Origin of the sequence: Halopseudomonas sp. (assembly GCF_041579695.1) — a bacterium.
Taxonomy (GTDB): Bacteria; Pseudomonadota; Gammaproteobacteria; order Pseudomonadales; family Pseudomonadaceae; genus Halopseudomonas.
This window is the reverse complement of the sequence record NZ_JBFGFI010000001.1, coordinates 24194-50266: the sequence shown is the minus strand read 5'-3', so window position 1 is coordinate 50266 and position 26073 is coordinate 24194. Positions and strand designations below refer to the sequence as shown.

Sequence of the window (26073 nt, the reverse complement as noted above, 5' to 3'; positions counted from 1 at the left end):
CAATAAACGGCGGCACCTATAATGCTCCCGTTTGGCCTGTCTTGCACCCCCGACGCAGAAAACCGCCGTTTCGTACAAAAAACATACACTGTCACGCGAGGGTCTGTATAATGCCCCCCTCTTTTTTCAGTTAGCCAGGCTGCCGTCTGGCCACCCAGGATGTCCATAGTGATCGAGAATCTTCGCAACATCGCCATCATCGCCCACGTCGACCACGGCAAGACCACACTGGTCGACAAGCTTCTGCGCCAGTCCGGCACCCTCGAGCGGAATGAGCTCGACACTGAGCGCTTGATGGACTCCAACGACCAGGAAAAAGAACGCGGTATTACTATTCTGGCCAAGAACACTGCCATCAACTGGCACGACCATCACATCAATATCGTCGACACCCCCGGCCACGCCGACTTCGGCGGTGAAGTAGAGCGCGTGATGTCGATGGTCGACTCCGTACTGCTGCTGGTCGATGCGGTAGACGGTCCCATGCCGCAAACCCGCTTCGTGACTCAGAAGGCCTTCCAGGCCGGTCTGCGCCCGATCGTGGTTGTGAACAAGGTAGACCGTCCCGGCGCGCGTCCGGACTGGGTCGTTGATCAGATGTTCGATTTGTTCGACAACCTCGGCGCCACCGAAGAGCAGTTGGATTTCCCGATTGTATTTGCCTCGGCAATCAACGGCATCGCCGGTCTGGCCCATGATGATCTGGCCGAAGACCTGACCCCGTTGTTCCAGGCTATCGTCGACAACGTGCCTGCGCCGAACGTTGACCGCGAAGGTCCGTTCCAGATGCAGATCTCCGCACTGGATTACAACAGCTTCCTCGGTGTGATCGGCGTCGGCCGTATCGCCCGGGGCCGGGTCAAGGCGAACACGCCGGTGGTTGCCATAGACACCGAAGGCAAGCGCCGCAACGGTCGTATCCTCAAGCTGATGGGTCACCACGGTCTGCACCGTATCGACGTGGATGAAGCCGCCGCTGGCGACATCGTCTGCGTCAGTGGTTTTGACCAACTGTTCATCTCCGACACTCTGTGTGACCCGCTGAATGTCGAGGCCATGACCCCGCTGTCGGTAGACGAGCCGACCGTAAGCATGACCTTCCAGGTTAACGATTCGCCGTTCTGCGGAAGGGAAGGCAAGTACGTCACCAGCCGTAACATCAAAGAGCGTCTGGACAAGGAGCTGCTGTACAACGTAGCCCTGCGTGTGGAAGAAGGCGACAGTGCCGACAAGTTCAAGGTATCCGGTCGTGGCGAACTGCACCTGTCAGTGCTGATCGAAACCATGCGCCGTGAAGGTTTTGAAATGGCCGTAGGCCGTCCTGAAGTTATCATCCGTGAAGTTGATGGCGAGAAGCAGGAGCCCTTTGAGAACGTCACCATCGACCTGGAAGAGCAACACCAGGGTGCCATGATGGAACAAATGGGTCTGCGCAAGGGCGATCTGACCAACATGGTTCCGGATGGCAAGGGTCGTGTACGTCTGGAATACACTATTCCGGCACGTGGTTTGATCGGTTTCCGCAACCAGTTCCTGACCCTGACTTCCGGCTCGGGCATCATCACCAGCATCTTCAGCCACTACGGGCCGATCAAGTCCGGCGAAATGTTCGGTCGCCAGAACGGCGTACTTGTGTCGGTTGCCACCGGCAAGGCTCTGACCTACTCCCTGGAAACGCTGCAGGCACGTGGCAAGCTGTTCCTGGGCCACGGTGACGAGGTGTACGAAGGCATGCTGGTCGGTATCAACAGCCGTGACAACGACATGGGCGTGAACCCGACCAAGGGCAAGAAGCTCGACAACATGCGTGCTTCGGGCAAGGACGAAACCATTGCCCTGGTACCGCCGATCCGCTTCACTCTGGAGCAGGCACTGGAGTTCATCGAGGACGACGAGCTGGCAGAGATCACGCCCAAGTCGATCCGTCTGCGCAAGAAGTTGCTCAGCGAGAACGAGCGCAAGCGTTCCAACAAGTAATAGTCGGCACGTAGTATAGAAAACCCGCCTCGATTGGCGGGTTTTTTTGTGGGCTTTCTAGGGAGTTATCGCGGGGTGAGGTGGCTATTCAGCCTTCAGCATGGGAGCCTCAGGGCATATCCTTGACTTCATAGCCCTCGATAACCTGTTTAATATCGTCCTCCATCAACTGGCGCAATCGGGTTTCGTACTGATTTGCGGCTTCAGCCAGATCCACCACAATTTCTACCCGACGATTAAGCGCACGGGTTTCCGGCCATTCATTGCTGGCGCGCGGGCGCGTGTCGGCGTAGCCCTGAACCTTGAGACGTTGCGCCTCGACGGCGCCTGTGGCGAGCAGGGCGTTGGCTACCGATGAGGCTCGAGCTGCTGACAGGTCCCAGTTGGAATTAAAACGTGTGGTGTTGATCGGAATATCATCGGTATGGCCTTCGATAGTTATCTCTCCCGGCAGCTCGCTCAATACCTCGGAGATTTTGAACAGCATGTCTTCGAAATCGGTCGTCATTACTGCGGAGCCGGACTGGAAGGAACCGCGCTCCTCGATCCTGATAATGACGCGCTTGCGGTCCTGTTCCATCTGCAGGCGTCCTTCGATCAGCTCCTGTTCGAGGACATTCTTGAGAGCTTGCAGGTTGAACTGCAGTTGCTGCTCGGTAGTGGATTCTACCTTTTGTGCCAGCTCTGCCTCCAATTCAGCATCTAACCGGGCACGCAGAGTATCGATCTGCGGTAATTCTTCGCTGGTCTGCTGGCGTACCTGATCAACCGGGGTCGGCTCGGGTTTGCCGGGGGAAAATTTATCGAAAATCGGACTGGTACCCATCGGAATTTCCAGGGCAGGTACGTCGCGCTGCACACCAAAGGCCTTGCTCAGCTCGCCTGCGATTTGCTTGAATTTCATTGCGTCTATCTCGGAGAAGGACAGCAACAGCACAAAGAAGCACATCAGCAAGGACATCAGGTCGGCGAAGGTCACTACCCAGGCGGGAATGCTCGGTTTTTCCTCCTCCTCAGGCAACTCCATCAGGTCGCTCCGGGCTCGCTGGGAGGCTTGTCGCGTTGCCCGGGCGGCAGATAGCTCGTCAGCAGCTGCTCGACAACCCGAGGGTTGGTGCCCCCCTGAATCGCCAGCACGGCGTCGATCCAGAGGCTTTGCATTCGCGCTTCCTCGGTCATGCGCAGCGACAGTTTGTCGGCGATGGGAAGGCAGATCATGGTCGCCAGCATCGCGCCGTAAAGTGTGGTTAAAAGTGCCACGGCCATGGCCGGTCCGATCGACTTGGGGTCTTCCATGTTTGATAGCATCTGCACCAGTCCCACCAGGGTGCCGATCATGCCCATCGCCGGACCCACATCGCCCAGGGCACTGAACACTTTTGCTCCCCAGCGGTTGCGGTCGAGCGTCAGTACCCGCTCCTTCTCCAGAATCGCTTTGACGGTTTCCTGCGGATGACCATCAATCAACAACTGGATGCCGCTCCTTAAAAAGGGGTTGCTGATTTCCTGGTCCTCCAGCGCCAGGACGCCTTGCTTGCGCGCTATCGTCGACAGTTCCACGATTTCGGCGATACTTGATTCGATGTCTTCCAGACGAAACTTGAATGCGCGACCGGCCACCTTGAAGGCACCGAAGCACTGCCCAAAGCTGAACTTTGCCAGCACAACGAGCAAGCTGCCGCCAATCACGATCAGTAGTGAGGGGATGTTCACGAACACCAGTGGTGAAGCGCCCAGTGCTACGGCGGAGCCAATGATACCGAGGGCACCCAGCAAGCCGATGAGTGTAGCTAAATCCAAAGGGATTCTCCTTGAGGACAACAATACGCTGTGTGCAGGCGCAAACTTCGAAGCAGGCTTAAAGCCCGCGATTTTAAGGTAATGCACGACTTCCTGGCCAGCTTTGCCGGCCCTCGATCGTTGGTCTCCAGGCATGCCGTCGGCATGTTGCAGGAATTTTTCCAGTGCGTTGCGGTTCAGAACGTTCTGAGCCTGGAGGATTGCCCGACACATCTACCCTATGAACCAGCGCACAAGGGGCCGACTTGTGCGTTGGCAGCTCCTCTTCTGCACGGCACTATCGAGACTTCTGCTGAATGGGATTGTGCCAGGCTATTTGGAGGCCGGCGGGCGACCCATTTTCTCGGGGCACTAGCGTGTTGCCAATTATCGACAAGGATGTCATTGATGCCTAAGTTTCATTGCCTTGGACTTCTTTTTTATATTTCATGGTGTGTAACGCCTTCTGTCGCCGATGATGGGCGCCATCAGCCGATGCTATCCAGCGTCTACCCTGGTTCAGCCCCCGTGACCGAGTACTGGGTAAGCGAAAAGCTCGATGGGGTGCGTGGCCATTGGGATGGAAAGGCGCTGTGGACTCGCAGCGGTTACCGGATCAGCTCGCCAGTCTGGTTTACCCGCGGTTGGCCGGCGATGCAAATGGACGGCGAGCTCTGGATTGCCCGAAACCAGTTCGACGCCCTCAGCGCGATTGTGCGCACTGCCGAACCCGATGACACCAGCTGGCAGAGAGTGAATTTCATGGTGTTCGATTTGCCTGATCATGCCGGGCCCTTTGATCAGCGGGTACAAGCCATGCGTGATATTCGCGCCTATTCCATTCCCTGGCTACAGCCGGTCAGGCAGTCGCGGGTCGATAATGTCGAAGAGCTCGACTGCTGGCTCGCAGAGCTGGTTGCTGCGAACGGTGAGGGGCTGATGCTGCATCACCAGGATGCACTCTATCTTCCCGGCCGTAGTCAGGATTTACTCAAGTACAAGCTGCACGAGGACGCCGAGGCCCGGGTGGTCGGCTACACCCAGGGCAAGGGAAAATACGCGGGTATGGTCGGCGCGCTGGAGGTAGAGAGTGAGGACGGAAGGCGCTTTCGCCTCGGTAGCGGGCTGACCGATGCCGATAGGGCGAAGCCTCCGCCGGTAGGCAGCTGGGTCACCTACCGATACAGCGGTCTCACATCCAACGGCCTTCCGCGTTTCGCACGCTTTATGCGTGTTCGCGCCGGCGTCTATCCGCCGTAACGAGCTTGCGTCAGTCAAGCCGCGGAAACAGGATGCAACGCCAGATGGATTCGCGGTAGCGTTCACGAAACCAGCCGAAGTAATCGAACGTCAACGCAGTGACATTTTAATTTACCTGGCTGCAATTGAACCGAATCGATCAATCGGGACTCTAACTGTTATCGGGACCGGATTACATCTGCCATGCACTGCAATGGCGGCTGATGCGGAGACGAGGAGCAGCGGCGCTGCTCGGCTTGTCCGGAAGGTGCCGTTGGATTTTATTGCTTCACCTTTTGAAGCGCGGGATAAGGAGTTTTTATGAGCCTGGAAATCAAATCGATTTTGCTTGGTCTGGCCTTGCTGTTCGGTGTGGCTGGTTGTAACACCATAGAAGGCGCGGGAGAGGACATTGAAAGAGGTGGTGAAGCGATACAGGAAGGCGCCCGGGGCTGATTCCGGATCGTTCCGGTGACTGATTCACAATAGTCTTTAGCCGGAGACCTGCTGCGCCCGTCGCGACAGGTCCTTTACCCTAGGTCCTCGCCAGCGGCGACGCCAGCTTGCCATCCCGGCTTATGTCCAGATCTTCCAGCATTGCCAGCGCAACGGCTTCGGCCACTTTGATTCCATCTACTCCTGCCGACAGAATGCCTCCTGCGTAACCTGCCCCCTCACCAGCCGGATATAGACCCCTTGTATTGATACTTTGCAGGGAAAGATTATCGCGCTTGATGCGGATCGGGGAGGATGTACGGGTTTCGATACCCGTAAGGATTGCGTCATGCCGGTCAAAACCGCGAATCTGTTTACCGAAGGCGGGCAGCGCTTCGCGCACCGCTTCGATTACATACTCCGGCAATGCTGACGCCAGGTCGCCCAGCAGAACTCCCGGCTTGTATGACGGCACCACCTCGCCGAAGGTGGTTGATGCCTGACCGCGAATGAAATCGCCTACCAGTTGGCCGGGCGCGCAATAATCCTGGCCGCCCAGCTCGAACGCCTTCGACTCCAGTTGTTCCTGCAGCTCGACACCGGCCAGGGGGCTGCCGGGAAAGTCCTGTTCCGGCGTGATACCGACGACGATGCCGGCGTTGGCATTGCGCTCATTACGCGAGTACTGACTCATGCCATTGGTTACTACCCGGTTGGGCTCCGAGGTGGCGGCGACTACCGTGCCTCCGGGGCACATGCAGAAGCTGTAAACGGCGCGGCCATTTTTTGCGTGGTGTACCAGTTTGTAGTCGGCTGCGCCCAGTTCGGGATGTCCGGCATATTTGCCCAGGCGCGCCTTGTCGACCATCGATTGCGGGTGTTCGATACGGAATCCCACGGCGAAGGGCTTGGCTTCGATATACACGTCCCGGGCATGCAGCATGCGGAAAGTATCACGCGCACTGTGCCCCAGGGCCAATACCACGTAACGACTTCGCAACTCTTCACCATTGGACAGCGTCACGCCTTCGATCCGGCCGTCCTCAATCAGAAAATCGGTGACCCGGCTGTCGAAGCGCACTTCACCCCCAAGCTCGCGGATTTCCTCGCGCATGGTCGATACCACCCCGGTCAGGCGGAAGGTACCGATATGTGGCTTGCTGACGAACATGATCTCCGGCGGCGCTCCGGCGCGCACGAATTCATGCATCACCTTGCGACCATAGAACTTAGGATCCTTGATCTGACTGTAGAGCTTGCCGTCGGAGAACAGGCCGGCGCCTCCTTCGCCGAACTGCACATTGGACTCGGGCGACAGCACCTTGTTGCGCCACAGGGCCCAGGTATCCTTGGTCCGGGTGCGCACATCCTTGCCGCGTTCCAGTACGATCGGTCGAAAGCCCATCTGCGCCAGGCTTAACGCGGCAAACAGGCCGCAGGGTCCAAAACCGATGACCAGTGGCCGCTCGTTCAGGTCCGCTGGTGCCTGGGCGACCGGGTAGTAGGCGGTGTCCGGTGACGGCCGGACGTTGCGATCGCCGGCGAATCGGGCCAGCACCTTAGCCTCATCACGGACCTCGACGTCGATAATGTAGACGAAGGTGATCTCGCTGTTTTTCTTGCGGGCGTCGTAACTGCGCTTGAATACGGTGAGATCGATCAGCTCGGGATCTGTGATCTTCAGCCGCGCTAGAACGGCGCTGCGCAGGGCTTCTGGCGGGTGGTCAAGGGGTAACTGCAGTTCGTTGATACGGATCATGGTGGGTCCTGGCCGGTATCTCCGGCAGAGGGCCTGAGCGTAGGATCCGTGGTGACGGAGCGGCGCTCGGGGGTGGCAGACAGTGGCGCATTGTAGCGACGCAACAGCCAGCTGTCATGCGCCTGGCAACGGCCCGGCGCAGAGCTGGCCGATCAGCCTAGGAGTTGCTGCCGGACTCGATTTTGTCCTGGGTGCGCGTCTGAAAGTCGCTGGCGTCATGACGCTCGCGCAACTGCTCGCTCGGGTCGCCCCAGGCGCGGTTGACCATCCGCCCACGCTGCACCGCTTCGCGCTCTTCCAGTTGCCGGGTCCAGCGCAGTACATTGGTGTAGGTATGGGTCTGCAGAAACTCAGCGGCCTCGTACACCTTGTTGGTGACCAGCGCCCCGTACCAGGGCCAGATGGCCATGTCGGCGATGCTGTACTGGTCGCCGGCGATATATTCGCAGTTGGCCAGTTGTCGGTCGAGCACATCGAGCTGGCGTTTGACTTCCATCGCGTAGCGGTTGATCGGATACTCGTATTTTTCCGGGGCGTAGGCGTAGAAGTGTCCAAAACCACCGCCCAGCATCGGCGCGCTGCCCATCTGCCAGAACAGCCAGGAAAGACATTCCGCGCGCCCAGCCGGGTCTGTCGGCACGAATGCGCCAAACTTCTCGGCCAGATACAGAAGGATTGCGCCCGATTCGAATACCCGGATGGCCGGGTCCGCGCTGCGATCCAGCAACGCAGGGATCTTCGAGTTGGGATTCACCTCAACGAAGCCGCTACCGAACTGATCACCTTCGGTAATCCTGATCAGATGTGCATCATACTCTGCACCTTCAAAGCCCTTCGCCAGCAGCTCCTCGAGCATGATCGTAACTTTCACCCCATTGGGCGTGGCCAGCGAGTACAACTGCAGAGGGTGTCTGCCCACGGGCAATTCCTTGTCGTGGGTCGGACCCGCTACCGGCCGGTTGATATTGGCGAACTTGCCGCCGCTCTCAGCATCCCAGGTCCAGACACGGGGCGGCGTATAGGTTGGATCGGTCATGTTTTTTCTACTCCGGTTGAGGACACCAGACAGCTATCGCTGGCAGTCAATCTTACGTTTTTTATGACATCGATGGCGCCGGGTGCCCGTAACCGGGTAAGGGAGGACCGGTCAGGACTTCTTCTTTACCCAGTCACCATCGTGCTTCTCGTATTCCTGCTTGACGGCCGACCAGGCAACCTTGTGCGCAACGGTTTCACGATCATCGTTGCCGCGGCGTTCGCCAGGGTCGTCGTACTTGTCCCAGGCGCTGTTGAACGCAGATTTATAAATCTCCTGTCCATGCTTGGGCAGGCTGTCCTTCACGCTGTCAGGCAACTCCGAAATCTTGTCATAGGGCATATAGCCTCCTGTCTGGCATGGGGCCGACAAGCAGAAATCCGGCCGGCAACCCTTGTTTCGACCTTGCAGGAAGCTTCATGTTTCTCTTTTCGACGACTTCAGTCCTGAATCTCGCTGATCTGGACCTGCGCATTTATGTCGGTGTAGTTAGGAATATCTTCGGCGAATTTCTTCGCATTGGGCGCAAAGGCCTGCTGAAAACTCTCGAGACTGTCGAAATACAGATTGGCGATCGCCACAAAAGGTGCTTCGGCGCCGGGTGTGCCTCCGGCAACGCCTTTCTCCACTTCCGCCTTGAGGCATGCTGCGCCAAGCGCATTGGTTACCATTGGCATATGTGTGTGCAGGTAATACTTCATGTCGAATCGGGCGTTGGGATTGTTGGGATACATCACACTGGCTTTGATCATCGTTTATCTCCTGGTTTGCATGCCTTCAAGGTAACTTTTCTTTTGCATGGAGGCGAACCGCATATGCGCCATACATCAAGATAAACAGGTTGGAGAAGAGAAAGTAGGAACAGTAAGCACGACCGGGTGGCTAAGTTAGTTCACTGACCAGGCTTATCGTCACGCGAGTGCCTGCGAAACCAGCAGCGTTGAGCTGCGCCCCCCATTACCAGCAATGCACCCACAATGAGCAGAGGGACTACGGCTCCAAAAGCCAGTGCTTCCTCTGCTCGGGAGGCTGAAACCATGCCGTGCACGGTATGCGAGTACACGCCCCATTTAACCGCCAGCCCGAGCACTGCGGCGCTGGCAAAGGTGACCAGTGGCAGGCGCAGGACGCCAGCTGCAAGGTTAATCAGGGCGTGTGGAACCCCGGGTATTATCCGCAGCGCACATTGGGTGATCAGGTCGCTTCGGCTGGTCAGCAGGCGTAATATCTGCCGGGAAAGCCGGCCACCGTTCCAGGCTCTACCAACGCCTGCTCCCACTCGATAGGCGCCGAGGGCACCGCCGACACTGCCGACGAGCAACATGCAGACGCTCAGCCAGGGTGGGTGAAAGGGCGCGATCACCCAGAAACATAAACTGCCTGCGAGTCCGAAGGTCATCAGCGTCGCCATCAGTAGCACGATGCCCAGCATGGCCAGCGGATGGCCGGATACTCGCTCGCCCCAGTGCCAGAGGTCGGCAATGGTCACCGGTAAAAGCCAGCCGATGAGCAGCAGTATTGCTAAGCTACATCCGACTACAGCCGTCTTGTGATGGCGAAAAAATTTGAACACGGCGTACCCGATAATGGCAGACAAGGACTTACTACTGACTCATGCAGCAGCCTACTCGCTTTCCTACCTCTGTGACGCCGGATGACGTCATTTCGTTCTGGTTCGAGGAGCTCGATCCTGCCCAGTGGTGGCGGGTTGACTCCAAGGTTGATGGTACAGTGACGGCGCGCTTTGGGGCGCTGCATGCCCAGGCAGCGCGCGGTGAAATGGCTGGCTGGCGCGTAACGCCCGCGGGTAGACTGGCGGAAATCGTTCTGCTCGATCAGTTTTCGCGCAATATCTGGCGCAACACGCCAAGGGCTTTTGTCTGCGATGCAATGGCACTGGTCCTGGCCCAGGAAGCGGTCGGAGCCGGCGCCGACATGGCTCTGGAAATCGATAAACGCAGATTCTTCTATATGCCATACATGCATAGCGAATCAGCGGAGATCCACCGCCAGGCTGTGTCGTTATTCGAGCAGGAGGGCCTGGAGGACAATCTGCGGTTCGAGTTGCGGCATCAGGAGATCATCCTGCAGTTTGGCCGTTACCCCCATCGCAACGCCATCCTGGGGCGTCCCTCGACCATGGCCGAGATCGAATTTCTCACGCAGCCCGGCTCAAGTTTCTGAATGCTCGCCTGGACGGATGCGCTGTTAGTCCGCGCCGGCTATAGTGTCCGCCTGGAACGATGATTGGCTGTTCAAACATAAAAAGGATATTGCGATGCTGGTTCTGGTGATAGGTCTGTTGATTTTTCTCGGGGTGCATTCCACCCGGATGTTCGCTCCCCAATGGCGCGCGAAGAAGATCGACAAAATGGGTCTTGGGCGCTGGAAAGCGGCCTACTCGATAGCCGCTGTGGTCGGGCTGGTGATGATCGTCTGGGGTTACGGCCAGGCCAGGCTGGACCCGACCTGGTTATGGGTGCCGCCGGTCTGGACCAGACATCTGGCCGCCTTGCTGACTATTCCGGCGTTTATTCTGCTGGTCGCCACCTACGTCCCGCACACCCACATCAAGGCCCGCGTTGGCCACCCGATGCTGCTGGGCGTCAAGTTCTGGGCCATTGCGCATCTGCTGGCCAACGGCACGCTCGCCGACCTGCTGCTGTTCGGTGGGTTTCTTGCCTGGGCGGTGCCGCTGTACATTATTTCGCGCAAGCGCGACCGCATGGCTGGTGTGCGCTATCCCGCCGGGCGCATCAGCCGTGATGCGATTGCCATCGTAGTGGGGCTGGCGCTCTGGGTTGCATTTGCGCTCTGGTTGCATGGTCTGCTGATCGGAGTGAAGCCGTTCGGTGTTTGATCCGGATGACAGATCGTCAGCCGGACAGTAATGTTGTGCGGAAATGCGTCGGCTCTGTTTGCCGGCGTCGCTCTCCAAGGAATCAGCCCCCCGTGGCTGTCATTCAGGCCAGGAGTCTTAACCATGCAGCTGTTGTACCCCGAGATAAAGCCCTATGCCCGCCACGAACTGGCAGTGCAGACACCCCACGTTCTGTACGCAGACGAGAGCGGTCAGAATAGTGAAGGGTTGCCCGTGGTCTTCATTCATGGCGGCCCGGGATCGGGATGTGACAGTCTGAGCCGACGCTTTTTTGATCCGTCAGTGTATCGGATCATCACCTATGATCAGCGCGGCTCTGGCCGTTCTACGCCCCATGCCAGTCTGGAGAACAACACCACCCAGCATCTGATCGAAGATTTGGAAGTGCTGCGCGAGCATCTGGGCATCGAGCGCTGGGTCCTGTTTGGCGGCTCATGGGGCTCGACTCTGGCGCTGGCCTATGCCCAGGCGCATCCGGAGCGGGTAATGGGCATGATCCTGCGAGGCATCTTTCTCTGCCGCGATCAGGATATTCAATGGTTCTACCAGAAGGGCGCAAGCCATATCTTTCCCGACTATTGGGAGGATTACGTATCAATGATCCCCCAGGCCGAACGCAGCGACATGGTGGGTGCCTACTACCGACGCCTCACCGGTGATGACGAAATCTGCCGGATGCATGCGGCCAAGGCATGGTCATTGTGGGAAGGGAAGTGCGCCACACTGAGGCCGAGTCCGCAGGTGGTGGATCGTTTTAGCGATGCGCGGCGTGCCTACGCCATCGCCCGCATCGAATGCCACTACTTCGTCAACCATGCCTTCCTGGCCCCGGACCAGTTATTGATGAACATGGACCGCATTGCACATATACCGGGCATCATCGTGCATGGTCGCTACGACATGGTCTGCCCTCTGGACAATGCGTATAGCCTGCATCACAAGTGGCCCGGCAGCGAGCTGCAGATCATCCGAGATGCCGGCCATGCGGCTTCGGAGACGGGTATTGCAGACGCACTGGTAAGAGCCAGCGAAGCCATGTCGCGCCAACTGCTCGGCCTCGCACCCCGCGTGGAGTAACCGATGAAGGCCTTACTGCAGAGGGTTAGCTCGGCACATGTGGCGGTGGCCGGCGAGACCGTGGGCGCGATCGGGCAGGGGTTGCTGGTGCTGGTTGGCGTTGAGCCGGCAGATGATCAGACGGTCGCTGACAAGCTGCTCGAGAGGCTGCTGGACTACCGTGTATTCAATGATCCGCACGGACGCATGAACCTGTCGCTGCGTGACATCGGTGGCGGCCTGCTGCTGGTGTCCCAGTTCACGCTGGCCGCAGATACCCGCAAGGGTTTGCGACCGGGGTTCTCCACCGCCGCCAAGCCTGAGCAGGCCGCCGCGTTGTTCGACTATCTTCTGGGCCGGGCTGGCGCGGCGCATTCACCGGTAGCCAGCGGCCGTTTCGGGGCTGACATGCAGGTACACCTGGTCAACGATGGGCCGGTTACCTTTCTGCTCGAAGTCTAGCTTTGCCCACCGAGCTTCGCCTCGACGAATTCCAGACGGTCCTGTCCGAAGAACATTTCGTCATCAACGAATAGGGTCGGTGCGCCAAACACGCCTCTGCGCACCGCTTCCTCGGTCGTATCCTTCAGTCCCTGCTTGACCTCCGGAGCGCTCAGGCGCTCCATCAGCTCGGTCGGATCAAAGTCGGCTGCGGCCAGCACCTTGCCAATCACCTCCGGCTGCCCTAGATCCTGCTCATCGATCCACATCGCGGTGAATATAGCAGCCAGATAGGGCTCCAGCTGATCTGTTCCGCGCAAAGCCTCGGCGCCGCGCATCAGTTGCAGTGTGTTTATCGGAAAGTACGGATTGTGATTCAACGTCACGCCATAGCGCCGGGCAAAGCGCTGAAGATCGACCCGAGTGTAGGCGCCCTTGGCTTCGACGCTAGCAGGCGACCGGTTGCCGGTTGCCTGAAATACCCCGCCAAGCAGCATTGGCCGGTATAGCACAGTCGCACCGGTACGATCGGCCAGGGCAGGGAGTTGGGTCCAGGCCAGATAGCTGGCGGGGCTGCCGACATCAAAGAAGAATTCAATCTGTTTGCTCATGCTTGTTTCTCGCTCGGTAGGGCTCAAAAGGTTTCCATCCATGGGCGCAGGTCCAGCTCATGGGTCCAGGCATCGCGGGGCTGACAGTGCAGTTGCCAGTATTGGTCGGCAATATGTTCCGGATTTAGAATTCCGTCTTCTGCCTTTAACGCGTAGCGTTCAGGAAAGGTGTCGCGGATAAAGTCGGTATCGATTGCGCCATCAATGATCGGGTGAGCCACATGGATGCCCTCGGGCCCCAGTTCTCGCGCCATGCTCTGGGCCAAGGCGCGCAACGCGAACTTGGCGCTGGCGAATGCGGCGAATCCGCTGCTACCGCGCAATGAAGCCGTTGCGCCGGTAAAGATAATGGTACCCCGATTGCGGGGCAGCATAACCTTTGCAGCCTCACGCCCGGTCAGGAAACCGGCAAGGGCCGCCATTTCCCAGACCTTGCGATAGACACGTTCTGTGGTTTCGGTAATCGAGAATCGCACGTTGGCACCGATATTGAAAATGACCACTTCGATCTGGCCAACGTCCCTTTCGATATGCTGAAACAACTCGACCATCTGTTCCTCGCTTCGGGCGTCGCAGCCGAACGGATGAGCCTCGCCGCCCGCAGCGCGAATCGCATCTACCAGTGGGGTGAGCTGGTCGAGGTTGCGCCGGGTCACGCACAGCGTGTAGCCCTCGCGCGCGAAACGCCGGGCGACCGCGCCTCCGGTGGCATCTCCGGCGCCGATGACAACTGCAACAGGTGGTCTGGCCATGACTATTCCTCTTGGGTTCTTTTTTGGAACTGAAATCATAGTCGGTTTCTTTTTGGAACCTGTCAAGCTATTGTGGGCAGCAACTGTTCAGGAGAATCAATTATGCGGTGGGAAGAGCTTGACCAGCAGCCCTGTTCATTGGCGCGTACGTTGGCAGTAATCGGAGACAAATGGACCTTGCTGATCCTGCGCGATTGTTTTTTAGGGATTCGGCGCTTTGACGAGTTCGAGCGGCGTCTTGGCATTACTCGGCATCTGCTTGCCGCCCGGCTGAAAAAACTCGTGGAGCATGGCGTGCTGATGAAAGTGGCTTACCAGCAGCGGCCTGTGCGTGAGGAATATCGCCTTAGCGAAAAGGGTCTGGATCTGCACCCGGCCATTCTCGCCCTGGTAGCCTGGGGTGATCGTCACATGGCCGATGAGCGCGGCGCTCCGGTGCTTCACGTGCACAAAAGCTGCGGCAAGGTAATGCGGCCGGTAACGGTCTGTTCCGAATGCGGCGAGCCGGTGGGTGCCCGGGATGTAGTGGTCAGACCCGGATCCGCCTGGGCGAATGAAGGGATGTTGCCAGAACACCCTGCAGGGAAGTAGTGACGCAAACGAGCTCAGAACAGGCGACCAATCAGAGCCGTAACAGCGGTCTCGACGCGCAGAATGCGATCGCCAATCTGAACTGGCTGAAGGCCTGCGTCGCTCAATTTTTCGAGTTCGTAGGGAATCCAGCCACCTTCCGGCCCGATGGCCAGGGTCACCTGCTTAGAAACCTGTCTGGGGCAGGCACTGTAATCGCCGGGGTGGGCGACCAGTCCAAGCGAACCTGCGACGATTGCCGGCAAGTCATCCTCGACGAAGGGTTTGAAGCGTTTTTCGATGCGCACCCGCGGCATCACTGTGTCCCGTGCCTGCTCCAGGCCGAGCATCAGGTTCAGCTCGATCTGGTCTGCTTGCAGGAAAGGCGTCTGCCAAAAGCTTTTCTCCACGCGATAGCTGTTGAGCAGGATGATCTCAGACACCCCCAGGGTCGCGCAGTGCTGGATGATGCGACGGAACATCTTCGGTCGGGGCATGGCCAGCAGCAGGGTCAGCGGAAGCTTTGGCGGCGGAGGCTGGCTGAAACTCACCTGCAATTCGGCGCGCTCTTTACTCAGAATGATGATGCGGCCTTCGCCCATCAGGCCATTGAGTACGCCCACCTTGACGGTGTCGCCCGGCTGCGCCCGATGCACGTTACACAGCTGCTGCAGGCGCCGGTCCCGGAGTTCGACACGGTCATGGGAAAGAAAGTCGGCATCCTGAAGCAATACCAGATTCATGCCTCGGGCTGATCTTCCGGTGGCTGCTCGGCCTGCTTGCGCTTCTTGATGAGCATGCTGAACAGGATCCCCAGTTCGTAGAGCAGCCACATCGGAATCGCCAGTAGCGCCTGTGAGATGACATCCGGCGGCGTCAGGACCATACCAATGACGAAGCAGCCGACCACGACATACGGCCTGATCTCCTTCAGTTTGGCTACATCCACCACGCCAGCCAGCACCAGCAATATGGTTGCGATGGGGATTTCAAATGACAGCCCGAAGGCCATGAACAGCGTCAGTACGAAGTCCAGGTACTTGTTGATGTCGGTCATCACCGCCACGCCGTCTGGCGCTGTACTGGTAAAGAAGCCGAATACCAGCGGAAAGACGACGAAGTAGGCGAACGCCATGCCCGAGTAGAAAAGGACGATGCTTGAGGCCAGCAGCGGGATAGCCAGACGCTTCTCGTGCTTGTACAGGCCCGGCGCGATGAAGCTCCAGAACTGGTGCAGGATGAACGGCATGGCAAGGAACAATGCACTGACCAGCGCCAGTTTGAACGGCGTCAGAAAGGGCGAAGCCACATCCGTTGCGATCATGCTGGTGCCTTCCGGCAGAAACACGCGCAGGGGTTCGGAAATGAATGTGTACAGGTCGTTGGCGAAGTAGAAAAGACCGGCAAAGATCAGCAGCCAGATGCCAACAATACGCAGCAGTCGGGAGCGCAGCTCGGTGAGATGGGCCACCAGGGGCATATCTTCGGCCAGCTGGCTGGGGGTGCGTTTATCCGTCATTGCGGAAATTTTGCTGGGTGGCGGCACGTTTATCGGAGTCTTCAGGGTCGGTGTCTTGGCTGGGAGGCTCAACTGATTCTGTAGTCTGCTCCGTGTCCGTGACAGTCGCGTTACGACCGGATTTCACATTCGAGGCTGGAGGATCGATATGCGTTGCCTGCTTCTCCAGGTTGCTCATGATCCGCTCGTTGTGCAGCTGTTGGCGGATTTCGTCAGCACCGATTTCCCGCTCGACCTGCGACTTCACGTCGGCAAAGCCACGCTTTATCCGACCTATGGTCAGACCAACCATGCGCACAGCACCGGGCAACCGCTCCGGGCCGAGGACCAGAAGGGCAATGATGCCAATGATCAGTAATTCGAAGAACCCGACATCGAACATGGACGATCAGTCTCCCGACCGTGTTTCCTGCTTCTTGCGTTCGGCCTCGGCGTCGAGGGTCTCGCCACTGGTCTTGTCCTGTACCGGGGGCTTTTCGTCTTCGTTGCCGACCGACTTGCGGAAACCCTTGATCGCTTCGCCCAGATCGCTGCCGACACTCTTCAGGCGCTTGGTGCCGAAAAGCAGAATAACGATCGCCAGTACGATCGCGAGTTGCCAGATACTGATGCCACCAAAACCCATTGGAAACCTCCAGGGCGATGCCCTATTTCAGTTGGCGGGATGCCTTCTCAGTGAGACCGGATAGATTGAAACGTCGTTCCAGCTCATCGAGTATATCGTCCGGACCCAGACCCAGATGGCTGAGCATGACCATGCTGTGAAACCACAAATCAGCCGTTTCACCGATTAGCTCGGACTTGTCCTGGCGATGCTCGCAATCCTTCGCGGCGAGCAGTGTTTCAGTGCATTCCTCGCCGACTTTCTCGAGAATCTTGTTCAGCCCCTTGGCGTGCAGGCTGGCCACGTAGGAGTTATCGGCACTGGCCTGCTTGCGCTGCTCCAACACAGCGGCCAGCTGCCTGAGAGTATCATTCATGCTTGTGCTCATAGATGTGCTCGGGGTCCTTGAGGACCGGGTCCACAGCTTGCCACTCGCCGTCGCGCAGAACCCGGTAGAAGCAGCTCTCGCGTCCGGTGTGACAGGCCATACCGCCGATCTGCTCGACCATCAGGATAATCACATCGGCATCGCAGTCCAGCCGCAACTCGTGCAGTACCTGCACGTGTCCGGACTCCTCGCCCTTGCGCCAGAGTTTCTGCCGCGAGCGGGACCAGTAGATGCCGCGGCCTTCAGCGGCAGTAAGCTGCAATGCCTCGCGATTCATCCATGCCACCATCAGCACGCGCTGGGTATGGATATCCTGTGCGATCGCGGGAATCAGGCCGTCGGCACCCCATTTCACGCACTCGAGCCAGTCGGTGTTTTCAGTCATGTCGGTCATGCGTGGAAGTGTGCCAGTTATGGGGCGGGTTGCGCCAGTGGTATGTAATCTACGCGCGACGCAATACCAGCCAGCCACCGAGCGCCAGCAGCAGCCAGTTGGAGAGCTCTGCCTGGGCCCATTCAGCCGGATCGCCACCCAACTGGCTGGCCCCCAACAACACCAGCAAAAGACCGGCCAGGCGCACGGCGCTATTGCCGGAACGCACCACGACTTTCGGCTGACGCTCGGGCAGGTTATCCAAGGCATGGCGGGCGCTGTGCAGCAGGGCGGGAACCTGTTCCAGCTGCTGTTGCCAATGCCGCAGCTGGTGCGCCGGCATCGCGCGCTCGCGCATCCAGCGTTCCAGGTAGGGTTGGCCGGTGCTCCAGAGATCGAGGTCGGGGTAGAGCTGGCGGCCCAGACCCTCGATGTTCAGCAGGGTCTTTTGCAGCAACACCAACTGTGGCTGTACTTCCATGTTGAAACGTCTTGCCGTCTGGAACAGGCGCAGCAGCAGCTGACCAAAGGATATGTCTTTCAGCGGACGCTCGAATATCGGCTCGCAGACGCTGCGGATGGCTGCTTCGAATTCATTTACCCGGGTGTCGGCGGGTACCCAACCGGAGTCGATATGCAGCTGCGCCACCTGGCGGTAATCGCGCTTGAAAAAGGCCATCAGGTTGCGCGCCAGATAGTTCTGATCTTCCGGCGTCAGGCTGCCGACGATGCCGAAGTCGACCGCCAGGTATTGCGGATTCCATGGATGGCTGCGCGAGACGAAGATATTGCCCGGATGCATGTCGGCATGGAAAAAACTGTCACGGAAGACCTGGGTGAAGAATATCTCCACGCCGCGTTCGGCAAGCTTCTTCATGTCGGTACGCTGGTCCAGCAGGCCCTCCATGTCAGTCACCGGCAGGCCGTTGATGCGCTCCATCACCAGTACCTTGTGACGGCTCCAGTCCCAATAGATTCTGGGAATGTAGAGCAGGGGCGAATCCTCGAAGTTACGGCGCAACTGGGATGCGTTGGCTGCCTCGCGATACAGGTCGAGCTCGTCAAAAATGGTGTTCTGGTAATCACTGACTACCTCCACCGGCCGCAGGCGACGGCCCTCTACCCAGACCCGCTGGAGCAGTTTTGCGGCGAGGAACAGCCACTGCATGTCCTGGTGGATAGTCTGGCCAATACCCGGACGAATCACTTTCACCACCACCTCGTCTCCGTTGTGCAGACGGGCGGCATGCACCTGGGCAACCGAGGCCGAGGCCAGCGCCTCGTCGCTGAAGCTGCTGAACACCGAGTCGATGGTCTGGCCGAGCTGCTCCTCGATACGCCGGCGGGCCTGCTCGGCGGGGAAGGGCGGCACCTTGTCCTGCAGGCGGGCAAGCTCCAGCGCAATATCATCGGCGAGCAGATCGCGGCGGGTGGAGAGAATCTGACCGAACTTGATGAACACCGGACCCAGATCCTCGCAGGCCAGACGCAGGCGTGCACCGCGGCTGAGGTCGCGGGGTACGGGTTTCAGGCGCCAGGGCCCGAGGCGCAGTAACAGCCGGGCAAACCACGGCAGCGGAAACGCCCAGAGCAACTGGTCGAGGCGGTAGCGCGTGAATATGCGGGCGATGCGCAGCAGGCGCAGAAGGGCGGTCGGATTCATGCTTCTGGGGGTTCCGGGTCGGTTACGCTCAGGAGGTTTACCCGGGCTTCCAGGCGATCCAGATCCAGGCGCAGCTGGTATAGCTGGTCGGCGCAGGCGCGGGCTTCGGCATTGCCGACCAGTTGGCCGCTTTCTTCGGTCAGGTATTCGGCCAGGCCACGACTCAGGGTTTGTCTGGCTTCGCCGCCCCACTGCCAGCCGCTTCGCGCCACGCCGGCAATGCTGTGGCCCGCTACCGGCCCGAGCCAGCGCGCGAGTTCGGCTTCACCATCCAGGCGCAGATCAGCCATGGCATTCTGCAGGCTGACAAGCACCTGACTGTCGCCACTGAGCTGCAGCTGCGGGTCCTGCAGTAGTCGTTGGCGTCGCTCGCTGATGAACAGTTGCACGAGCAGGCGGGTGGGCGCGCTCAAGGTGCAGTCGGGATCGGCAGGACTGTCCATCGCCAGGCGAATGCCGTCCACGCCCGGTTGCAGATAGAGCAGCCAGGCAGGATCGCTGGCCTGGATCAGAATGGTTTTGCCTTCCAGTGCTGCCAGGCGTCTGGCCGTGAGCGGGTCGCGATCCAGCGCCAGCTTGAGGCTGCGCTCTGCTGCGGCGAGCACCGAACGGGTCAGCATCAGGGCTTGATTCCCCGGTGCAGTGCGACCACGCCGCCGGTCATGTTGTGATAGGTCACGCGAGCGAACCCGGCTTCTTCCATCATCGCCTTGAGTGTTTCCTGGTCCGGGTGCATGCGGATGGATTCTGCAAGGTAGCGGTAACTTTCCGAATCGTTGGTGACCAGCTTGCCAATCAGTGGCAACAAGGTGAACGAGTATTGGTCATAGGCTTTGGACAGCAGCTTGTTACCCGGCTTGGAGAACTCCAGCACCAGCAGACGACCACCGGGCTTCAGTACGCGCAGCATTGACGCAATCGCGCGATCCTTGTGGGTGACGTTGCGCAGACCAAAAGCAATGGTGATGCAATCGAAATGGTTGTCCGGAAAGGGTAGCGCCTCGGCGTCGGCCTGCACGAAACGCACATTACCTGCCACGCCGCAATCGAGCAGCCGGTCACGGCCGACCTTGAGCATCGAGTCGTTGATATCGGCCAGTACGACCTCGCCCTCGATGCCCACCAGTTTGGAGAACTTGCGGGTGAGATCACCGGTACCGCCGGCGATATCGAGTACGCGGTTACCCGGGCGCACACCGGACAGCTCGATAGTGAAGCGTTTCCACAAACGGTGGATGCCTCCGGACATCAGGTCGTTCATCAGGTCGTAGCGGGCGGCTACCGAGTGGAACACGTCGGCTACCCGCGCTGCTTTCTCTGACTCGTCGACTGTCTGATAGCCGAAGTGGGTGGTGCGATCTGTTTTCTGCTCGTCTGTCATTGGCTCGTCTGCCTGGGCAAATCAGCGTCCATTCTAACCATTTTTTCGGCCTGAGCGGGGGTTTTCAGGCGGACAGGCTGTCGCACGGCCAGGATGACGCTGGGCCGGCTTTGGGGCATGCTATGGCCCTTGAATCCAACGAGAGAGATCCCCCGATGGCAACTGTCGATATTACCCGCGAACATAATCTGGGCAAGGAAGAGGCGCGCGTGCGCGCGCAGAAGCTGGCCGACAAGCTGGCACAGAAACTGGACGCGAAATGTACCTGGGAAGGCGACGACCTCACGTTCAAGCGCAGCGGTGCAGACGGTTGTATCAGCGTGGGCGAGGATCAGGTGCGGGTCACCGTCAAGCTGGGCCTGATGCTCACGCCGATGGCGGGCATGGTCAAAGGCGAGATCGACAAGGCACTGGACAAGTATCTGAGCTGATTTGTCCTTTTAGTATGTGTTTTCTAATTCTGATCGGTAACTTGGGCTCCAAGGATCGATATCCGGTCCACTTTTGATCCATTTGAGGAGTTACCAACATGGCCAAATCTACAGCCAAGAAAGTTGAAGAAAACACCGCATCGGTTACCGGCGACATGAAGAACTACGCTCACCAGATCTGGTTGGCCGGCCTGGGTGCCTACGCCAAGGCTGGTAAGGAAGGCGCAGACTACTTCAAGAAGCTGGTCAACGAAGGCGAAGCCGTCGAGAAGCAGGGTAAGGAACTTGTTTCGAGCCAGATCGAGTCAGCCACCAGCCGCGTGAACACTAAGGTCGAGAGCCTGCGTGAGCGCTTCCAGACTCGCACTGGTAGCAGCCTGAACAAGGTCGAGGAAGTCTTCGACGAGCGCGTAGCTTCTGCGCTTGGCCGCATGGGCATCCCGAGCAAGAAGGACGTTGACCAGTTGTCTGCTAAGCTGGATGATCTGACGGCTGCAATCAAGTCGATGGAAAGCAAGTAAGTCACAGAGGAGTTACTCCATGGCGGGCAAGAAAAAGCAGGACAAGGATACGGGCTGGGTCAGCGATATAGAAAACTATTCGCGCCAGATCTGGTTGGCTGGACTGGGCGCTTACGCCAAGGTCGGCAAGGAGGGTGTCAAACTCTTCGATACGCTGATCAAGGATGGCGAGCAGGCTGAAAAAGCGGCCAAGGCCGAAATCGACAAACAGGTCGAGGCCGTCAAGGGCAAAGCCAGCAAGAGCAAGAAGGACTCTGTCGAGGCAACCAAGTCCAAGGTCGACAAGGCCAGGGGCAAGGTTTCCGGTCGATGGGACGAGCTTGAAGCTGCTTTTGACAAGCGTCTCAACAGCGCTGTTTCCCGCCTCGGAGTGCCCTCGCGTGATGAAGTTAGAGCACTGAATGCGAAGGTCGACGAGTTGACTCGGCTGATCAGCCAGATGACCAGTACAAAGGCGCCCGCTAAAGTAGCGCCCAAGGCTGCTCCGAAAGCTGCTGCCAAGCCACCGGCGAAAACAGCCGCCAAGCCGCCAGTGAAATCTGCGGCCAAGACGGCTCCGGCCAAGGCTCCGGCCGCCGCGAAAGCGCGGGCCAAGCCCAAGGCCCCGGCCAAGCCGCGAGCAGCAGCAAGCTCGCGTACTGTTGCCAAGCCGCAGGCGGCTCCAGGCAAGACCGATGCGACCGCTCCGGCGGCACCCGCAGCGACCAGCCCGGCAACTTCGGCGGACAAGCCGTCTAACAGCTGATCGCTGACAGACAGCTGGCTCTGAAAGCAAACCCGACCCGCGCAAGCAGGTCGGGTTTTTTATTGCCTAAAGAACGTCATTAGTATGTTTTTCTAGAATGACTGGTTAGTCTGTTTTTGAGGCTTCAGTTTCACAGCTTCCTGAACCTTTCTTTCAAGCAGGGAGTAACGATCATGGCCAATGTAAAAACAGACGATATCCTCGAGTCAGGGGCGCACTTTTTCAACGAGATCTCCGGCGGGATGAAGACGCGGACGCGTCAGTTCTGGCTGGCAGGGCTGGGCGCCTGCGCCAAGGCCGGCAAGGACAGCATGGATTACTTCAAGACGCTCGTCGCCGAGGGCGAAGAGTTGGAGAAGCAGGGCAAGGAGCTCTTCTCCGAGCAGGCAGACAACGCCAACGAGAAGTTGGCTGAATTGAAGTCCCGTTTCGAGGACGTTACCGGGGGCGCCTGCAGAAGGTTTCCAAAACGCTTGAAGAACGTCGCGCAGAATTTCTCAGCCGCTTCGGAATCCCGAGCAGCAGGGAGATGGAGACACTGAATTCCAAGCTTGATGAGGTTTCGAAGGCGCTGAAAAAGTCTCAATAGAGCTATAGCCGCAGCCGTTTTGCCGCCAGCGGAGAAGAAGCCCGGCCGATGGTCGGGTTTTTTTGTCAGTTTTCCGTGCCGAGCAAATGCAGGACCCGTCAGTCGTAACGCTCCATCAGGTTGCTCATCCAGTTGCGGGTGTCCGTATCCAGGTAGGGCAGCAACAACCCCAGCACCTGTTGTACTGCCTCGGTGGGTTCTCCGTCTTCGCGCTGGCTGATGCGCTGATAATCAAGCCAGAACAGCACTGTCTGGCACAGCGCATCGAGCAGGCGCTGCAGAGCCTTGCTGTCGCATTGCAAGCGCTGCTGTTCGCGCAGGGCGAGTAGCAGGCTGCCCAGCGTGGAGCGCAGCGCATCGACCCATAGCCGCATGCTGCGCGCGATCAGGCTGTAACGGCCCATCAGGTTCGACAGGTCCTGGAACAGGAAGCGATAGGTGATGATTGATTCGAACAGCAGGTGAAGAAAGAGCCAGTAGTCCTCTGGCTCGAGCGCTTCGGGATGTGTTTGCGGATGCAGCAGTCCGTGCGTTCTGTCGATGAAGTCGGCGAGCAGCTCTTCCAGCAGGGCCTCTTTGCCGCGAAAGTGGTAATACAGATTGCCGGGGCTGATATCCAGCTCGTTGGCGATATCCAGCGTGGTTACATTGGGCTCGCCATGCTCGTTGAACAGTTCCAGTGCGCATTGCAGGATACGTTCACGTGTCTTCATCACTATTCCTCATGACTGGTGTACATAGCGTCCCGGAGCCGGCTCCTGGGGCGCAAACGTCGGGTTGCCGAGCTGTGAAGGGGCTCGGCCCAACGGACCGCTGTGGCTCTTCAGCCAGGTTGCCCAGTGGTGTCGCCAGCTTCCTGTCTGCATTTGATTTTCCGCCAGCCAATGGGGTAAAGCGCCGGCTCCGACAGCGCCTGCGCGAAACCAGGCGCCCGCATGATCGGATGGATTGACCAGACTCTGGATATGTCCGCTGTGGCTTTGCACGAAAACGCTGTCACCGCCCAGCCGGCCAGCCGGAAAGCTGTTGGCAAAGGGTACGATGTGGTCATGTTGCGCGCCCATATGCCAGCTGGGTGTGGTGAGCGCACTGAGATCGATGGCGCACCCCTGCACTACCAGGCTCGCAGGGCGGACAAAGGGGTCACGCTCGAAATAATCGAGCAGATCCTCGACCAGACGCGCAGGCAGGCGGGTGCAGTCCTGACTCCAGGACAGGATGGTGCGCGGGGTCGGGTCGCGGCCCATTGCGTAGCGGTCCAGTGCTTGCGGACAGACGAACTCGTGCGGTCGTTGCCAGGAAAATGCACGGGCAAGATCTGCCGCCGGCAGGTACCCGTGGCGCCAGACTCTGGCCCGCAGCTGCTGACGCGCGGCCGGCCCGCACATGCGCAGCAGGCCGGTATCGAGCCGCGCATCGATTGGCGTGACCAGATAGCTGGCGGCGCTGATCCTGGCGGCCTGGCCGCGGCAGTGCAGCACTCCCTGCAGCAATAGGCCGAGCACGCCGCCGGCGCATACCCCGAGCAGGCTCGCCGGCACACCCCCGGCGACTTCGCTTGTGGCCTCAAGCGCGCGATCGCAGGCGCTCACGTAATGGTTGAAGCCCCATTCGCTATGTTCTGTTCGTGGGTTGCGCCAACTGATCAGAAACACCTGCAGCCCCTGATCCAGCGCATGCCTGACCAGGCTGGTACGTTGGGTCAGATCCAGCAGATAGAACCGGTTGAGCGGTGGCGGCACGATCAGTAGCGGTCTGGCATGGGTCTGGCTCGTGGTGGGTCTGTACTGGATGAGCTCGAAGAGCGGCTCGCGCAGTATTACCTGGCCGGGGCTACCCGCCAGATCGCGCCCTACATGGAACGCGTTTTCTGCGCACAGCGGAGCCAATGGCTGCTGCAGTAGCAGGTCGGTTGCCAGATTCCGCGCTCCCTGACAGAGGCTGGCCCCGCGTGTCTCATGCAGGCGCTGACGTATTTCCGGATTGAGCAGGGTATTGCTGGGTGCGAGCAGGGCGCTGACGATGTCGCCAGCCTGGCGCAGGCGGGCGCGGTCAGGTTCGGCAATGTCCAGGCCGTCCAGCCATTGCTGGTACTGAGCATTACTGCCTAGCCAGACTTGCAGCGCACGCTGGAGCAGGGCGTTGGATTGCCAGGCGGGATGATCGAATCGACTTTCGCGCGGTGGAACGGGGAGTGACCCCGATCCGCTTGCCGCGCTCAGCAGCTGGCGGGCCAGCGCAGTGATATGGCGAAGGTGGTGGGAGTGTTGTTCCGGCAGCGTTTTCAGCAACGCGTGCAGGCTGTCAACGAGATCGCCTGCCAGCTCCGCCGATCCGGTGTGGGCACTGCTCTCGGGCATCCAGCGGTCCTTGTCCAGATACAAAAGGGATGATTTTGCAGTCTACTCCATCTGCCCGGCACGGTGTTGCCCTGGCCGCGCGGTGCAATCAGTGTTTTGCAACCTGCTCGACGCGCGGCCGGATAACCGCTGGTTGCCGCTCTTCGGCGAGGAAGCGCATGATGATTGGAGCGACAGCCCCGGCGCGGGTAATCAGAAACAAGTGGCCGTCGTCGATTACATGCAGCTCGGAGTTCGGAATACGCCAGGCGATCATGCGCATGTTGACCAGCGGAATGAGTGGGTCGTCGTCGCCAGCCATTACCAACGTAGGCTGCCGGATCTTGTGCAACCAGTGGATGCTGGTCCACCCCAGGCCTGCCGCCAGTTGCCAGTAATAACCCAACTTGCCGGACGAGCGAACCTTGGAAGCGTGGCCGCGAGCGAGGTCCGGATCCCGGCGGAATCCGCCGCCGTAGATGTCAGGTGCAATCTTGAGCACGTGGGAAGGCTGAATGTAACGCCTTGGGCTGGCCATTTTCAGCAGCACGTGAGGTCTGCCCGGCACCATGAAGAAGCCCGGAGAGGTGGCTGCCAGAATCAGTTTCTTGCAGCGCTCTGGATAATCGTGGGCAAATTGCTGTGCCAGTGCACCGCCCCATGAGACGCCGATCACATTGACCTGGCCGTAATCGAGATAGTCGAGCATCCGTGCGGCAAGCCTGGCCAGGCCCGGAAAGCGGAACGGTGTCCCGGGCGTTGATGAGCCGCCGACACCGGGCGCGTCGAATACGATGACTTCCAGGTCCGGATCCAGAGCCTTGACGAACGGAAAAACCAGTTCGAGGTTCGCCCCGATGCCATTGAAGACCAGCAGCGGTGGAAGGTTGCTGGTGCCCGGCCGCACGGCAGTTCTCAAAAACTGACCATTGAGCTCAATGGTGCGAAATACAAAATTCTGAGGCATGTATCGATCTCGGTTAA

32 protein-coding genes and 1 pseudogene are annotated in these 26073 nt (G+C 59.1%); 12 read left to right on the top strand and 21 right to left on the bottom strand.

Going from position 1 to position 26073, the window contains the following annotated elements; translation table 11 throughout:
* Positions 1-168 precede the first annotated feature (168 nt).
* Positions 169-1977, top strand: coding sequence for a translational GTPase TypA (typA, locus tag ABYA88_RS00270; RefSeq protein ID WP_373184403.1), 1809 nt, complete (start codon positions 169-171; stop codon positions 1975-1977).
* 109 nt (positions 1978-2086) lie between these two features.
* Here typA and ABYA88_RS00265 read toward each other — a convergent pair whose 3' ends face one another.
* Positions 2087-3004 (bottom strand): MotB family protein, encoded by a 918-nt coding sequence (locus ABYA88_RS00265; protein WP_373184402.1) that lies wholly within the window; start codon positions 3002-3004, stop codon positions 2087-2089.
* Positions 3004-3777 carry a flagellar motor protein PomA gene (gene pomA, locus ABYA88_RS00260; RefSeq protein WP_373184401.1) on the bottom strand — a complete coding sequence of 258 codons (774 nt, stop codon included), beginning with the start codon at positions 3775-3777 and terminating at the stop codon, positions 3004-3006. The genes ABYA88_RS00265 and pomA overlap by 1 nt, the downstream gene beginning before the upstream one ends.
* Positions 3778-3858: 81 nt before the next feature.
* Here pomA and ABYA88_RS00255 point away from each other — a divergent pair, with 81 nt between their 5' ends.
* A complete protein-coding gene (locus tag ABYA88_RS00255) occupies positions 3859-5016 on the top strand; it encodes a DNA ligase (RefSeq protein WP_373184400.1) in 1158 nt (385 codons plus the stop codon).
* A gap of 300 nt (positions 5017-5316) precedes the next feature.
* Entirely contained in the window at positions 5317-5451 is a 135-nt protein-coding gene (locus ABYA88_RS00250; RefSeq protein ID WP_373184399.1) for an entericidin A/B family lipoprotein, read from the top strand.
* 79 nt (positions 5452-5530) lie between these two features.
* Here ABYA88_RS00250 and ABYA88_RS00245 read toward each other — a convergent pair whose 3' ends face one another.
* From ABYA88_RS00245 to ABYA88_RS00225, 5 genes are all read right to left on the bottom strand, one after another.
* A complete protein-coding gene (locus ABYA88_RS00245; protein ID WP_373184398.1) occupies positions 5531-7189 on the bottom strand; it encodes an NAD(P)/FAD-dependent oxidoreductase in 1659 nt (552 codons plus the stop codon).
* 157 nt (positions 7190-7346) lie between these two features.
* Positions 7347-8225 carry a glutathione-dependent disulfide-bond oxidoreductase gene (yghU, locus tag ABYA88_RS00240; RefSeq protein ID WP_373184397.1) on the bottom strand — a complete coding sequence of 293 codons (879 nt, stop codon included), beginning with the start codon at positions 8223-8225 and terminating at the stop codon, positions 7347-7349.
* 111 nt (positions 8226-8336) lie between these two features.
* Positions 8337-8567 (bottom strand): ChaB family protein, encoded by a 231-nt coding sequence (locus ABYA88_RS00235; RefSeq protein ID WP_373184396.1) that lies wholly within the window; start codon positions 8565-8567, stop codon positions 8337-8339.
* A gap of 98 nt (positions 8568-8665) precedes the next feature.
* Complete coding sequence (locus ABYA88_RS00230) at positions 8666-8977, bottom strand: EthD family reductase (protein ID WP_373184395.1); 312 nt, start codon at positions 8975-8977, stop codon at positions 8666-8668.
* A gap of 140 nt (positions 8978-9117) precedes the next feature.
* The gene (locus ABYA88_RS00225; protein WP_373184394.1) at positions 9118-9714 is read right to left on the bottom strand and encodes a VTT domain-containing protein; all 597 of its coding nucleotides are present in this window, start codon (positions 9712-9714) and stop codon (positions 9118-9120) included.
* A 125-nt stretch (positions 9715-9839) separates the two neighbouring features.
* Here ABYA88_RS00225 and ABYA88_RS00220 point away from each other — a divergent pair, with 125 nt between their 5' ends.
* The 4 genes from ABYA88_RS00220 to dtd all read left to right on the top strand — a co-directional run bounded on the left by ABYA88_RS00220 (position 9840) and on the right by dtd (position 12624).
* Positions 9840-10409, top strand: a complete 570-nt coding sequence (locus tag ABYA88_RS00220; RefSeq protein WP_373184393.1) for a DUF924 family protein — start codon at positions 9840-9842, stop codon at positions 10407-10409.
* 94 nt (positions 10410-10503) lie between these two features.
* Entirely contained in the window at positions 10504-11085 is a 582-nt protein-coding gene (locus ABYA88_RS00215; RefSeq protein ID WP_373184392.1) for an NnrU family protein, read from the top strand.
* 123 nt (positions 11086-11208) lie between these two features.
* Positions 11209-12183: a prolyl aminopeptidase gene (gene pip, locus ABYA88_RS00210; protein ID WP_373184391.1), complete on the top strand. Its 975-nt coding sequence runs from the start codon at positions 11209-11211 to the stop codon at positions 12181-12183.
* Between the two features lie 3 nt (positions 12184-12186).
* A complete protein-coding gene (dtd, locus tag ABYA88_RS00205; protein ID WP_373184390.1) occupies positions 12187-12624 on the top strand; it encodes a D-aminoacyl-tRNA deacylase in 438 nt (145 codons plus the stop codon).
* Here the strand turns inward: dtd and ABYA88_RS00200 are convergent.
* Both ABYA88_RS00200 and ABYA88_RS00195 read right to left on the bottom strand, forming a co-directional pair.
* Positions 12621-13214, bottom strand: coding sequence for a 2-hydroxychromene-2-carboxylate isomerase (locus ABYA88_RS00200; protein ID WP_373184389.1), 594 nt, complete (start codon positions 13212-13214; stop codon positions 12621-12623). The genes dtd and ABYA88_RS00200 overlap by 4 nt on opposite strands.
* Before the next feature lie 23 nt (positions 13215-13237).
* Positions 13238-13966 (bottom strand): SDR family oxidoreductase, encoded by a 729-nt coding sequence (locus ABYA88_RS00195; protein WP_373184388.1) that lies wholly within the window; start codon positions 13964-13966, stop codon positions 13238-13240.
* 102 nt (positions 13967-14068) lie between these two features.
* Between ABYA88_RS00195 and ABYA88_RS00190 the strand changes: the two genes are divergently transcribed.
* Positions 14069-14557 carry a winged helix-turn-helix transcriptional regulator gene (locus ABYA88_RS00190; RefSeq protein WP_373184387.1) on the top strand — a complete coding sequence of 163 codons (489 nt, stop codon included), beginning with the start codon at positions 14069-14071 and terminating at the stop codon, positions 14555-14557.
* 14 nt (positions 14558-14571) lie between these two features.
* Here the strand turns inward: ABYA88_RS00190 and ABYA88_RS00185 are convergent, their stop codons facing one another.
* Genes ABYA88_RS00185 through ubiE form a run of 9 tightly spaced genes read right to left on the bottom strand, consistent with a single transcriptional unit; the run spans position 14572 to position 20464 of the window.
* Positions 14572-15279 carry a 16S rRNA (uracil(1498)-N(3))-methyltransferase gene (locus ABYA88_RS00185; protein ID WP_373184386.1) on the bottom strand — a complete coding sequence of 236 codons (708 nt, stop codon included), beginning with the start codon at positions 15277-15279 and terminating at the stop codon, positions 14572-14574.
* Complete coding sequence (gene tatC / locus ABYA88_RS00180) at positions 15276-16055, bottom strand: twin-arginine translocase subunit TatC (protein ID WP_373184385.1); 780 nt, start codon at positions 16053-16055, stop codon at positions 15276-15278. Before tatC ends, ABYA88_RS00185 begins: the two co-directional genes overlap by 4 nt.
* The gene (gene tatB / locus ABYA88_RS00175; protein ID WP_373184384.1) at positions 16045-16437 is read right to left on the bottom strand and encodes a Sec-independent protein translocase protein TatB; all 393 of its coding nucleotides are present in this window, start codon (positions 16435-16437) and stop codon (positions 16045-16047) included. Before tatB ends, tatC begins: the two co-directional genes overlap by 11 nt.
* A 6-nt stretch (positions 16438-16443) precedes the next feature.
* Positions 16444-16680 carry a twin-arginine translocase TatA/TatE family subunit gene (tatA, locus tag ABYA88_RS00170; RefSeq protein WP_373184383.1) on the bottom strand — a complete coding sequence of 79 codons (237 nt, stop codon included), beginning with the start codon at positions 16678-16680 and terminating at the stop codon, positions 16444-16446.
* Positions 16681-16702: 22 nt separating this feature from the next.
* Complete coding sequence (locus ABYA88_RS00165) at positions 16703-17035, bottom strand: phosphoribosyl-ATP diphosphatase (RefSeq protein ID WP_373184382.1); 333 nt, start codon at positions 17033-17035, stop codon at positions 16703-16705.
* Positions 17028-17432 (bottom strand): phosphoribosyl-AMP cyclohydrolase, encoded by a 405-nt coding sequence (hisI, locus tag ABYA88_RS00160; RefSeq protein WP_373184381.1) that lies wholly within the window; start codon positions 17430-17432, stop codon positions 17028-17030. The genes ABYA88_RS00165 and hisI overlap by 8 nt, the downstream gene beginning before the upstream one ends.
* 58 nt (positions 17433-17490) lie before the next feature.
* Positions 17491-19083 (bottom strand): ubiquinone biosynthesis regulatory protein kinase UbiB, encoded by a 1593-nt coding sequence (gene ubiB / locus ABYA88_RS00155; RefSeq protein WP_373184380.1) that lies wholly within the window; start codon positions 19081-19083, stop codon positions 17491-17493.
* On the bottom strand, positions 19080-19703 hold the full coding sequence (locus ABYA88_RS00150) for an SCP2 domain-containing protein (RefSeq protein WP_373184379.1): 624 nt from the start codon (positions 19701-19703) through the stop codon (positions 19080-19082). The genes ubiB and ABYA88_RS00150 overlap by 4 nt, the downstream gene beginning before the upstream one ends.
* Positions 19703-20464: a bifunctional demethylmenaquinone methyltransferase/2-methoxy-6-polyprenyl-1,4-benzoquinol methylase UbiE gene (gene ubiE, locus ABYA88_RS00145; RefSeq protein ID WP_373184378.1), complete on the bottom strand. Its 762-nt coding sequence runs from the start codon at positions 20462-20464 to the stop codon at positions 19703-19705. The genes ABYA88_RS00150 and ubiE overlap by 1 nt, the downstream gene beginning before the upstream one ends.
* Before the next feature lie 155 nt (positions 20465-20619).
* Between ubiE and ABYA88_RS00140 the strand changes: the two genes are divergently transcribed.
* The 4 genes and pseudogenes from ABYA88_RS00140 to ABYA88_RS00125 all read left to right on the top strand — a co-directional run bounded on the left by ABYA88_RS00140 (position 20620) and on the right by ABYA88_RS00125 (position 22750).
* Entirely contained in the window at positions 20620-20895 is a 276-nt protein-coding gene (locus ABYA88_RS00140) for a polyhydroxyalkanoic acid system family protein (RefSeq protein WP_373184377.1), read from the top strand.
* 98 nt (positions 20896-20993) lie between these two features.
* Entirely contained in the window at positions 20994-21416 is a 423-nt protein-coding gene (locus ABYA88_RS00135; protein WP_373184376.1) for a phasin family protein, read from the top strand.
* Positions 21417-21435: 19 nt separating this feature from the next.
* On the top strand, positions 21436-22161 hold the full coding sequence (locus ABYA88_RS00130; RefSeq protein ID WP_373184375.1) for a phasin family protein: 726 nt from the start codon (positions 21436-21438) through the stop codon (positions 22159-22161).
* 173 nt (positions 22162-22334) lie between these two features.
* Positions 22335-22750, top strand: a pseudogene (locus tag ABYA88_RS00125) (phasin family protein).
* Between the two features lie 98 nt (positions 22751-22848).
* On the opposite strand, the gene ABYA88_RS00120 reads toward ABYA88_RS00125, so the two are convergent.
* The 3 genes from ABYA88_RS00120 to phaZ form a co-directional block, all read right to left on the bottom strand.
* Positions 22849-23463, bottom strand: coding sequence for a TetR/AcrR family transcriptional regulator (locus tag ABYA88_RS00120; protein ID WP_373184374.1), 615 nt, complete (start codon positions 23461-23463; stop codon positions 22849-22851).
* 9 nt (positions 23464-23472) lie between these two features.
* Positions 23473-25110 carry a PHA/PHB synthase family protein gene (locus ABYA88_RS00115; protein ID WP_373184373.1) on the bottom strand — a complete coding sequence of 546 codons (1638 nt, stop codon included), beginning with the start codon at positions 25108-25110 and terminating at the stop codon, positions 23473-23475.
* A gap of 88 nt (positions 25111-25198) precedes the next feature.
* Positions 25199-26056 (bottom strand): poly(3-hydroxyalkanoate) depolymerase, encoded by an 858-nt coding sequence (gene phaZ / locus ABYA88_RS00110; RefSeq protein ID WP_373184372.1) that lies wholly within the window; start codon positions 26054-26056, stop codon positions 25199-25201.
* Positions 26057-26073 lie beyond the last annotated feature (17 nt).

Coding starts and splice junctions, on each gene's coding strand:
- ABYA88_RS00265 (WP_373184402.1), bottom strand. CDS start 3,004: ATGGAGTTGCCTGAGGAGGAGGAAAAACCGAGCATTCCCGCCTGGGTA.
- ABYA88_RS00255 (WP_373184400.1), top strand. CDS start 3,859: ATGCACGACTTCCTGGCCAGCTTTGCCGGCCCTCGATCGTTGGTCTCC.
- ABYA88_RS00250 (WP_373184399.1), top strand. CDS start 5,317: ATGAGCCTGGAAATCAAATCGATTTTGCTTGGTCTGGCCTTGCTGTTC.
- ABYA88_RS00245 (WP_373184398.1), bottom strand. CDS start 7,189: ATGATCCGTATCAACGAACTGCAGTTACCCCTTGACCACCCGCCAGAA.
- yghU (WP_373184397.1), bottom strand. CDS start 8,225: ATGACCGATCCAACCTATACGCCGCCCCGTGTCTGGACCTGGGATGCT.
- ABYA88_RS00235 (WP_373184396.1), bottom strand. CDS start 8,567: ATGCCCTATGACAAGATTTCGGAGTTGCCTGACAGCGTGAAGGACAGC.
- ABYA88_RS00230 (WP_373184395.1), bottom strand. CDS start 8,977: ATGATCAAAGCCAGTGTGATGTATCCCAACAATCCCAACGCCCGATTC.
- ABYA88_RS00220 (WP_373184393.1), top strand. CDS start 9,840: ATGCAGCAGCCTACTCGCTTTCCTACCTCTGTGACGCCGGATGACGTC.
- ABYA88_RS00215 (WP_373184392.1), top strand. CDS start 10,504: ATGCTGGTTCTGGTGATAGGTCTGTTGATTTTTCTCGGGGTGCATTCC.
- pip (WP_373184391.1), top strand. CDS start 11,209: ATGCAGCTGTTGTACCCCGAGATAAAGCCCTATGCCCGCCACGAACTG.
- dtd (WP_373184390.1), top strand. CDS start 12,187: ATGAAGGCCTTACTGCAGAGGGTTAGCTCGGCACATGTGGCGGTGGCC.
- ABYA88_RS00200 (WP_373184389.1), bottom strand. CDS start 13,214: ATGAGCAAACAGATTGAATTCTTCTTTGATGTCGGCAGCCCCGCCAGC.
- ABYA88_RS00195 (WP_373184388.1), bottom strand. CDS start 13,966: ATGGCCAGACCACCTGTTGCAGTTGTCATCGGCGCCGGAGATGCCACC.
- ABYA88_RS00190 (WP_373184387.1), top strand. CDS start 14,069: ATGCGGTGGGAAGAGCTTGACCAGCAGCCCTGTTCATTGGCGCGTACG.
- ABYA88_RS00185 (WP_373184386.1), bottom strand. CDS start 15,279: ATGAATCTGGTATTGCTTCAGGATGCCGACTTTCTTTCCCATGACCGT.
- tatC (WP_373184385.1), bottom strand. CDS start 16,055: ATGACGGATAAACGCACCCCCAGCCAGCTGGCCGAAGATATGCCCCTG.
- tatB (WP_373184384.1), bottom strand. CDS start 16,437: ATGTTCGATGTCGGGTTCTTCGAATTACTGATCATTGGCATCATTGCC.
- tatA (WP_373184383.1), bottom strand. CDS start 16,680: ATGGGTTTTGGTGGCATCAGTATCTGGCAACTCGCGATCGTACTGGCG.
- ABYA88_RS00165 (WP_373184382.1), bottom strand. CDS start 17,035: ATGAATGATACTCTCAGGCAGCTGGCCGCTGTGTTGGAGCAGCGCAAG.
- hisI (WP_373184381.1), bottom strand. CDS start 17,432: ATGACTGAAAACACCGACTGGCTCGAGTGCGTGAAATGGGGTGCCGAC.
- ubiB (WP_373184380.1), bottom strand. CDS start 19,083: ATGAATCCGACCGCCCTTCTGCGCCTGCTGCGCATCGCCCGCATATTC.
- ABYA88_RS00150 (WP_373184379.1), bottom strand. CDS start 19,703: ATGCTGACCCGTTCGGTGCTCGCCGCAGCAGAGCGCAGCCTCAAGCTG.
- ubiE (WP_373184378.1), bottom strand. CDS start 20,464: ATGACAGACGAGCAGAAAACAGATCGCACCACCCACTTCGGCTATCAG.
- ABYA88_RS00140 (WP_373184377.1), top strand. CDS start 20,620: ATGGCAACTGTCGATATTACCCGCGAACATAATCTGGGCAAGGAAGAG.
- ABYA88_RS00135 (WP_373184376.1), top strand. CDS start 20,994: ATGGCCAAATCTACAGCCAAGAAAGTTGAAGAAAACACCGCATCGGTT.
- ABYA88_RS00130 (WP_373184375.1), top strand. CDS start 21,436: ATGGCGGGCAAGAAAAAGCAGGACAAGGATACGGGCTGGGTCAGCGAT.
- ABYA88_RS00120 (WP_373184374.1), bottom strand. CDS start 23,463: ATGAAGACACGTGAACGTATCCTGCAATGCGCACTGGAACTGTTCAAC.
- ABYA88_RS00115 (WP_373184373.1), bottom strand. CDS start 25,110: ATGCCCGAGAGCAGTGCCCACACCGGATCGGCGGAGCTGGCAGGCGAT.
- phaZ (WP_373184372.1), bottom strand. CDS start 26,056: ATGCCTCAGAATTTTGTATTTCGCACCATTGAGCTCAATGGTCAGTTT.